Below are 6,995 nucleotides of genomic sequence, written 5' to 3'. Positions count from 1 at the left end.
ACTGGGCTAGATCGAGAACACGCTGCTCGCCTTCTCTGAGGTCACCCAGGCCGCCGCCACCCTCCACCACACCACCACCGGCGATCACCTGATCGCCTACGTCAGCGGTGTGCCCGAGCCCGATCCTGAGGCGGTGCGGGCCCGGGTGGGTGCGTGGTTGCCCGATTACATGGTGCCGTCCCAGATTGTGGTGCTCGAGGAGCTGCCGTTGACGTCCTCGGGCAAGATCGACCGAAAGTCGTTACCGGCGCCGGTGTTTGCCGCCACGGCTTTCCGGGCGCCGCAAACCGACACCGAAAAGATCGTCGCCGAGGTGTTCGCCGACGTGCTCAGCAGAGACCGGGTCGGGCTCGACGACGACTTCTTCGCCCTCGGCGGGGACAGCATTGTATCGATTCAACTGGTTTCGACGTGTGCGACTCGGGGAGTGGACTTTTCGGTACGGGAGGTGTTCGAGTGCCGGACGGTGGGCCGATTGGCCGATGCGGCCGAGATGTCCACGGAGGATCGCCACGCCGGCGCACTGCATGCCAGTGACCTCACGCTCGACAAGTTCATCGATGTGGGAACGCTTGCGACGGCTCCCACGCTGCCGCGCGCGAACGCACATGTGCGCAACGTGCTGCTGACCGGCGCGACGGGATTTTTGGGGCGCTTCCTGGCCCTCGAATGGCTCGAGCGGTTGGCTCACGTCGACGGCAAGTTGATCTGCCTGGTACGCGCCGACAGTGACGAGGACGCCCGGCGTCGCCTCGATAAGACCTTTGACACCGGCGATCCCGAATTGTGGGCGCACTACCGGGAGTTGGCCGCTCGCCATCTGGTGGTTGTCGCGGGCGACAAGGGCGAAGCCAACCTCGGGTTGGATAAGCGGACCTGGCAGCAAATGGCCGCCTCCCTCGACATGATCGTCGATTCCGCTGCTTTGGTAAGTCACGCCTTGCCGTACAGCCAGCTATTCGGTCCCAATGTTGTCGGCACCGCGGAGCTGATCCGCCTCGCGATGACCACCACGATCAAACCCTACACGTACGTGTCCACCATGGGAGTTGCCATGGCCGCAGAGCCGCCCGTGCTGGATGAGGAGCCGGATATCCGCGTGGTGAACCCTACCCGCAAAATCGATGACAGCCTCGCCAATGGTTACAACAACAGTAAATGGGCGGGGGAGGTGCTTTTGCGCGAGGCTAATGACCTGTGCGGGCTGCCGGTTGGGGTGTTCCGCTGTGCCACGATCCTGACCGACACGAGATACATGGGTCACCTCAACCTGCCCGACTTGTTCACCCGGCTGATCCTGTCCCTGGTGGCCACGGATCTCGCGCCCTTTTCGTTCTACGAGCGTGATGCGGACGGCAAGCGGCAACGAGCGCACTTCGACGCGCTGCCAGTCGATTTCATCGCCGAGGCAATCACTACGCTGGGCGAACAAGTGCGCACCGGTGTGGAGACCTATAACGTGATCAATCCCTACGACGACGGCATCGGGCTCGACGAATATGTCGATTGGCTCGTCGAGGCCGGTCAACCGATCGAGCGGATAGACGACAACGGCGAATGGCTGCAACGGTTCCGGACGGCGTTAGAGGGCCTGCCGGAACGGCAGCGTGAATACACGGTCCTGCCACTGCTGCACTACCTCCCGGACTATGAGCAGCCACATATGCCTCTCGGGGGTGCCTTGGCGTCGGCCGAAAGGTTCCGGGCTGCGGTGCAAAAATCGAAAGTCGGTCCAGATAAAGACATTCCACACGTCACGAAGCAGCTCATCGTCAAATACCTGGAGAACCTGCAGCTGATCGGACTGGTACAGCGCCCAACGACACTCGAACTCGAGGAGCAGAGTGTATGAACCGATGCTCTCTCGGCAGCGCTGAAAGCGCTTGCCATAGTCGCTTCTGGATTGCACTCGGAACCAGCACTATTAGGAGATTCCAATGGACGTAGGCCGTGTTGCCAGTCTGTCTATCCGCGCGATGGAGCCGATGCTTCGCGGCGACGACATCGCATTTGTCATGAGGTTTCGAGATGACTACGACCCCGACCTGCTGTGGGCATCCTACGACTCGTTGTTGCGGCATAACCCTGCGCTACAGGTAGTCCTCAAACCGGTCGGCAAGTCCTTTCACTGGGAGCCGATTGGCCTCGCGCAGCTGAACGTCGAGCTCGACGGGCAGCGCCGGCGCTTCAACCAATTTTTCTCCCTAGAGGAGTTGCTTTCGCCGGCCCAGGCAATGACACCCGAACTCCCCGTGCGCATTTCGCAGATGGGTGGCAGGGAGGTCTGCTTTCAGATAAGCCACGCATTGTCCAACGGTCGCGGGGCCCTGCAGTGGATCGACCATTGGCTCGCCGCCGCCAACGGTGGATGTGCGCCGCTAATTGACATTGCCGGCCGCTTCGATTTCGGTGTCCCTCGAGTGGGATTGGCTGTTTTGCCGTTCTATCTTTTGCGCTATCTCGCACGGGCAGGATTGAAGCAAGCCCGCGAAACCGTCGACCTTACCCACGGCAAGACGCCGGTACCCCATGACAACGGCTACGCATCCCGGATATACGCGCTCTCCGAGACGGAGACGAGTCGGATCGTAGCCAGGGCTCGCGGCCTTGGACTGTCGGTACACCAATACATGTGTATCGCGGTCGCGGAAGCGATGCTGTGCGCCCAACCCGAGAAATCACGTGTCTCTATCGCAGTGCCCACGGATCTCGCGCGTTACTCGCCGGAGTCGCCGCGCACCGTGCCAGGCAACTACACGGGCAGCCTGGTCGTTCAGCTGCGGCGCGGCGCGCCACTGCAGCCGCAAATCGCCCGTCAGTTTCGCTGGTTCCGCTACGGCGTCGATTACTGGCTTCCCTGGCTTCTCGGCGCCTTCTCCCCCAATGAGCAGAAGTTGATGACGAAGCTTGCCCGTTCCGCGTCGATTCCCGTCAGCCGCCGTGGGCCGTTCCAGAACGTTTCCTGCGCGGTGACCAACGTGGGCAATATCAACCTTCCGGCAATCTGCGATCAAATCGAGTGTGGTACCGGCACCACCAAAACCCAAACGGTTCTGTTTACCATCGGCCGACTAAACGGGCGCTTCCTCACCAACGTTACCTTCGCCCGCGACCTCTACGACCCCGACGAAGTGTTCCGCGTCGCCGATTCCGCACTGGAACGCCTCTGAAAAAGCTGGCGCCGAAATTCGTTGAGACGACGGGACAGCGAGGCCTCAGCCCGTCAAATGACACCGCCGCGCCTGCTTGTGATTCTCCAAGCAGGGCAGACCGATGACTGCGTTAACACCCTAAGCAGAATCGCGATTAAACCGGCAACACTCGACGTGAGCTTTTGGGTCACTCCACTGAATTGAAACCGGTTGAGTCACGGTCGAACCATCCTAGGCTGCTGCGCATGATAGGCAGTCAGCGCGTGCCCGCACCCGCGGCAAGCGTCCTCGGAAGCTCCGTTTAGGTGGTACGGGGGCGCGTCATGGAGCTTCACAGTGCAGACTTTTCGATAGGCATGCAAAGTTCCGCTGGGTCGCTATTAGCAGACCTTTGCGAGCGGATCGAAGGTAGGTCGACCGCGACCCCGATCATTCGGACTCGCGAAACGCTGGACGCGAGGGATCTCGTCGCCACCGGTCGCGTTCGAGCAGCGATGGCCCCGGAGCTGGCGGGTTCCGTCGTACCTATTCTCGCCGACCAGCCGCAACAGGTGCTGGGCGCGCTGTTCATGGTGGCGCTCGCCGGTGGTGTACCGCTGGTGATGAACGGACCAAAACCGTACGAGTCCGCAGCGTCGGTACAGAACCGGCTGAACGAGGTCAGCGAAACGGTCGAAGCTCGGTTCGTGTACACCCGCGGCGCGTGGCAGGAGGTATCCCGACAAACGGTACGCGAGCTCGCGTTTCCCGATACCGCTCTCCTGCAGTTCAGTTCCGGAAGTGTTGGTAACCCTCGGCCGCTGCGGATTTCGCATCGTGCGATCCGCGCCCAACTAGACATCATCGCCGATGCCTTGGCCGTCGGACCAGACGCCGTGGGCGGATCATTTCTGCCGCTCTCGCACGATATGGGTCTAGTCAGCACGTTGCTAGCCCTGTCGATGGGCCGCCCATTGCTGTTATGGAGTCCCGAAGAGTTCCTGATAGCGCCGGCGGCGTGGGTTGCGCAGATGGCACAGCACCGGGTTGGATTCTGGCCGATCATCCCCGCCGGGCTGCATGTCGCCACCAGGGCACTGGCGACTTCCGACCACGACCTCGGGGCGCTCCGAGCCGTGCTCGTCGGCGCCGATGTCATACGCCCGAAAGTATTGGCCGCCTTCGAGTCGACTGCCGGCTTGGGCCCCGGCGTAGTGCGGCCATGCTATGGCCTCGCCGATGCGACACTGATGGTCACCTGCGCCCCGGCAGATCGGCATTGGCGCACGGTGGATGTTCCCGGCATGCGCGAGGGCGACGGCCGTCCAACCGAAATGATGTCGGTCGGAAGCCCGGTTCGCAACACCGAAGTGTGGATCGAGGTAGAAGGGCATCCCGTGAACGAGTTCATCATTGGCGATGTGCTGGTGCGGTCGGCGTCTCGCTGCTCGGGTCCGTTCGGCGATCAGGTCATCGCCCCGTCTGTACCGGTGCGCACCGGGGACGTCGGGTTCATGGCCGACGGAGAGTTGGTTTTCACCGGTAGAGCGGCCGAGGTGATACGGGTGGCCGGCGAGGACATCCTCCCGACCGAAGTGGAAGATTTCCTAGTCCGCGGCGGGTTCGGCAAAGCGGGGCGCGTTGCGGTGGTCGGGATGGACCAAGAGGCAATGACTCACATGGTTGCCGTGATTGAAAGCGATTCGGCCGTCAGCGATCACGCTGCTGCCGCGGCCTGTCGTCGCGATGTCCTCAGAGCCGCCAGGCAAGCCGCACTCCCGTTGAGCGGAGTCCGATTCGTACCAAAAAACTGGCTGAGCAGGACCACGAGCGGCAAGTTGCGTCGGCGCCCAATCGCCGCATACCTACTGGAGGAGAAGAAATGACTAAATCGATTAGCGTGCCGAACGACGGTGAGTCCCAGACACATAACGGCGATCTTGCCTACCTAAAAGGGCTGCCTGACCCCCTAGAAACGGCATTCCCGGCGGCTAACCAGCCGTTGACCCAAGAGCGTGTCATTGCTGAGATCATCCAAGCCATACGCAGTATTCACACATCATTCTCCGATTGCGAATTGAACGCAGAGACGAACCTCGCTCTGGACCTAGGCTTTGAGTCAGCAACCCGGGTGGAACTCTTGCTTGAAGTGCAAAGCGCCCTCGACATTTACCTAGACATGGGACTCGCGATGATGTTCACGGAAATCACCATCGCGGAACTGGCAGACCTTATTCTTACACCGGAAGAGTGCGGCGCGGGCTGGTACACGTGACCGGCCGCATCGGAGCCTCCGCTGCGTAGGAGGCTCTGTGGTTCGGCCAGAGGTTAGCGTCCGATCGGAACAGATCATTTCTTGTCAACTCGAGACCAGCGGTCCGGTAGACCAGAAGGAGATCGCTGAGGCCCTGCGACACGTGATTTGTGAAGTTCAGACGCTGCGGGTTACCTTCGCAGAAGACCTAGAAGGACTGCACCAAACGCTCTGCGAGCCGCAGGCATGGGAACCGGACTTCTTCGACGTCAGCCATACCGCAGACCCGGGATGCGCCGTCCGCGGCCTGATCTCGGAGTTGACGCACCGAGCATTCGATCTGAGCAATGACATCATGTGTCGGGCAGACCCGATCTGCTGGCCGGGCATTGGGAGCTGATCAGTCGTTGGCGGCGGGTGCCACGGGTATTGGTGTGGGACAACGAGTCTGCGATCGGCAAGTGGCGAGCCGGTAAGCCTGAGCTGACCGCTGCGATGAACGCCTTCCGCGGCATGCTCGGGATCAAGGTAGTACAGTGCCGACCCGGAGACCCTGAAGCCAAGGGCCTAGTCGAGCGGGCCAACGGCTATTTGGAGACACCGTTTCTCCCCGGCCCGCAGTTTCAGCTCACCATCGGATTTCAACACCCAGTTGGCCGACTGGTTGGTCACCGCGAACGCCCGTCAGCACCGCGGATTGGGGTGTCGACCGATCGACCGGTGGAACACCGACTTTGCCGCGATGCTGACGTTGCCACCGACCGCCCGAGTAACGGGATGGGCGGGCACCGTGCGGCTGGGCCGCGATCACTACGTGCGGGTGGACTCCAACGACTATTCGGTGCATCCCAGCGTCATTGGCCCCAAAGTCGCTTTCCGCGCCGACCTGGAAACCGTTCAGGTGCACTGCGACGGACTCCCCGTCGCAAACGGGTCCACATTCAGCCGCCGTTGACAGCTTGGCGCGTGACGTACTGCGAGCGCGACGGCGAAGCGATGCACCGAGCCCACCGGGGCCCCGCGGGCAGCCCTGTATTGGTGTGCTTCGTGACTACCGGGCAGATCCGCACGGATACTTGCAGCGCCTGGGAGTATCTACGGCGACATTTAATCGGCTGCCGTTGCCATCGCATTATGTCGTGATTTTGACCATCCCGACCACGTGCGCCACGTCCTGAACCACCGTGACGGCGAATACAGCACGATCGGTCCCGTCGCTGCGTTGTCGTGGACGCGCTGGTTTCTCGCCAAAATCCCGAAGCTCAGCAGCGGCTCTACGACGAGATCGATGCGCTCGGTGGGGCGGCCCATCTTCGATGACCTGGATCGACTGCGTTGGGCAAGGGCCTGCTTCGACGAGGGCCAGCGGTTGCAGGACCACACCCCTTCTTGCCGCGATTTGCGATGATCGATGACATCATCGGTGGGTAGAGCATCCGTCGCGGAAACCTCATCGGGATCGCCGTACACCCTGCACCCCTGTCAACGATGGTGGGTTCCGGACCCCGGCAGCTACGACCCGATGCGGTTCTACGACAAGGACATTGTCGCGGCACGGCCGAATTGTCAATGGACAGCTGAAACTGCCCATGGGCGGACATGAGAACTGC

The 6,995-nt window shown here is 61.7% G+C and carries 6 protein-coding genes and 1 pseudogene; 6 read left to right on the top strand and 1 reads right to left on the bottom strand.

The window, feature by feature from the left end; all coding sequences use genetic code 11:
- Window positions 1-10 precede the first annotated feature (10 nt).
- From JWP83_RS28360 to JWP83_RS28335, 6 genes and pseudogenes are all read left to right on the top strand, one after another.
- Window positions 11-1,852 (top strand): thioester reductase domain-containing protein, encoded by a 1,842-nt coding sequence (locus tag JWP83_RS28360; RefSeq protein ID WP_297738246.1) that lies wholly within the window; start codon window positions 11-13, stop codon window positions 1,850-1,852.
- Window positions 1,853-1,937: 85 nt separating this feature from the next.
- Window positions 1,938-3,170: a hypothetical protein gene (locus tag JWP83_RS28355; protein WP_297738244.1), complete on the top strand. Its 1,233-nt coding sequence runs from the start codon at window positions 1,938-1,940 to the stop codon at window positions 3,168-3,170.
- Window positions 3,171-3,646: 476 nt separating this feature from the next.
- Window positions 3,647-5,017 carry an AMP-binding protein gene (locus JWP83_RS28350; RefSeq protein ID WP_297738241.1) on the top strand — a complete coding sequence of 457 codons (1,371 nt, stop codon included), beginning with the start codon at window positions 3,647-3,649 and terminating at the stop codon, window positions 5,015-5,017.
- Window positions 5,014-5,406 carry an acyl carrier protein gene (locus JWP83_RS28345; RefSeq protein WP_297738239.1) on the top strand — a complete coding sequence of 131 codons (393 nt, stop codon included), beginning with the start codon at window positions 5,014-5,016 and terminating at the stop codon, window positions 5,404-5,406. The genes JWP83_RS28350 and JWP83_RS28345 overlap by 4 nt, the downstream gene beginning before the upstream one ends.
- Window positions 5,407-5,548: 142 nt before the next feature.
- On the top strand, window positions 5,549-5,785 hold the full coding sequence (locus JWP83_RS28340; protein ID WP_297738248.1) for a hypothetical protein: 237 nt from the start codon (window positions 5,549-5,551) through the stop codon (window positions 5,783-5,785).
- Window positions 5,786-5,802: 17 nt separating this feature from the next.
- A pseudogene (locus JWP83_RS28335) lies at window positions 5,803-6,316 on the top strand (integrase core domain-containing protein); the annotation flags it as partial.
- Between the two features lie 176 nt (window positions 6,317-6,492).
- Here the strand turns inward: JWP83_RS28335 and JWP83_RS28330 are convergent.
- Window positions 6,493-6,855 carry a hypothetical protein gene (locus JWP83_RS28330; protein ID WP_297738237.1) on the bottom strand — a complete coding sequence of 121 codons (363 nt, stop codon included), beginning with the start codon at window positions 6,853-6,855 and terminating at the stop codon, window positions 6,493-6,495.
- Between the last annotated feature and the right edge of the window lie 140 nt (window positions 6,856-6,995).

The organism is Mycobacterium sp. (genome assembly GCF_025965855.1).
In the GTDB taxonomy this organism is placed as follows: Bacteria; Actinomycetota; Actinomycetes; order Mycobacteriales; family Mycobacteriaceae; genus Mycobacterium.
Note: the sequence above shows the minus strand (reverse complement) of the source record. Positions and strands in the feature narration are given on the sequence as shown.

Coding starts and splice junctions, on each gene's coding strand:
- JWP83_RS28355 (WP_297738244.1), top strand. CDS start 1,938: ATGGACGTAGGCCGTGTTGCCAGTCTGTCTATCCGCGCGATGGAGCCG.
- JWP83_RS28350 (WP_297738241.1), top strand. CDS start 3,647: ATGGCCCCGGAGCTGGCGGGTTCCGTCGTACCTATTCTCGCCGACCAG.
- JWP83_RS28345 (WP_297738239.1), top strand. CDS start 5,014: ATGACTAAATCGATTAGCGTGCCGAACGACGGTGAGTCCCAGACACAT.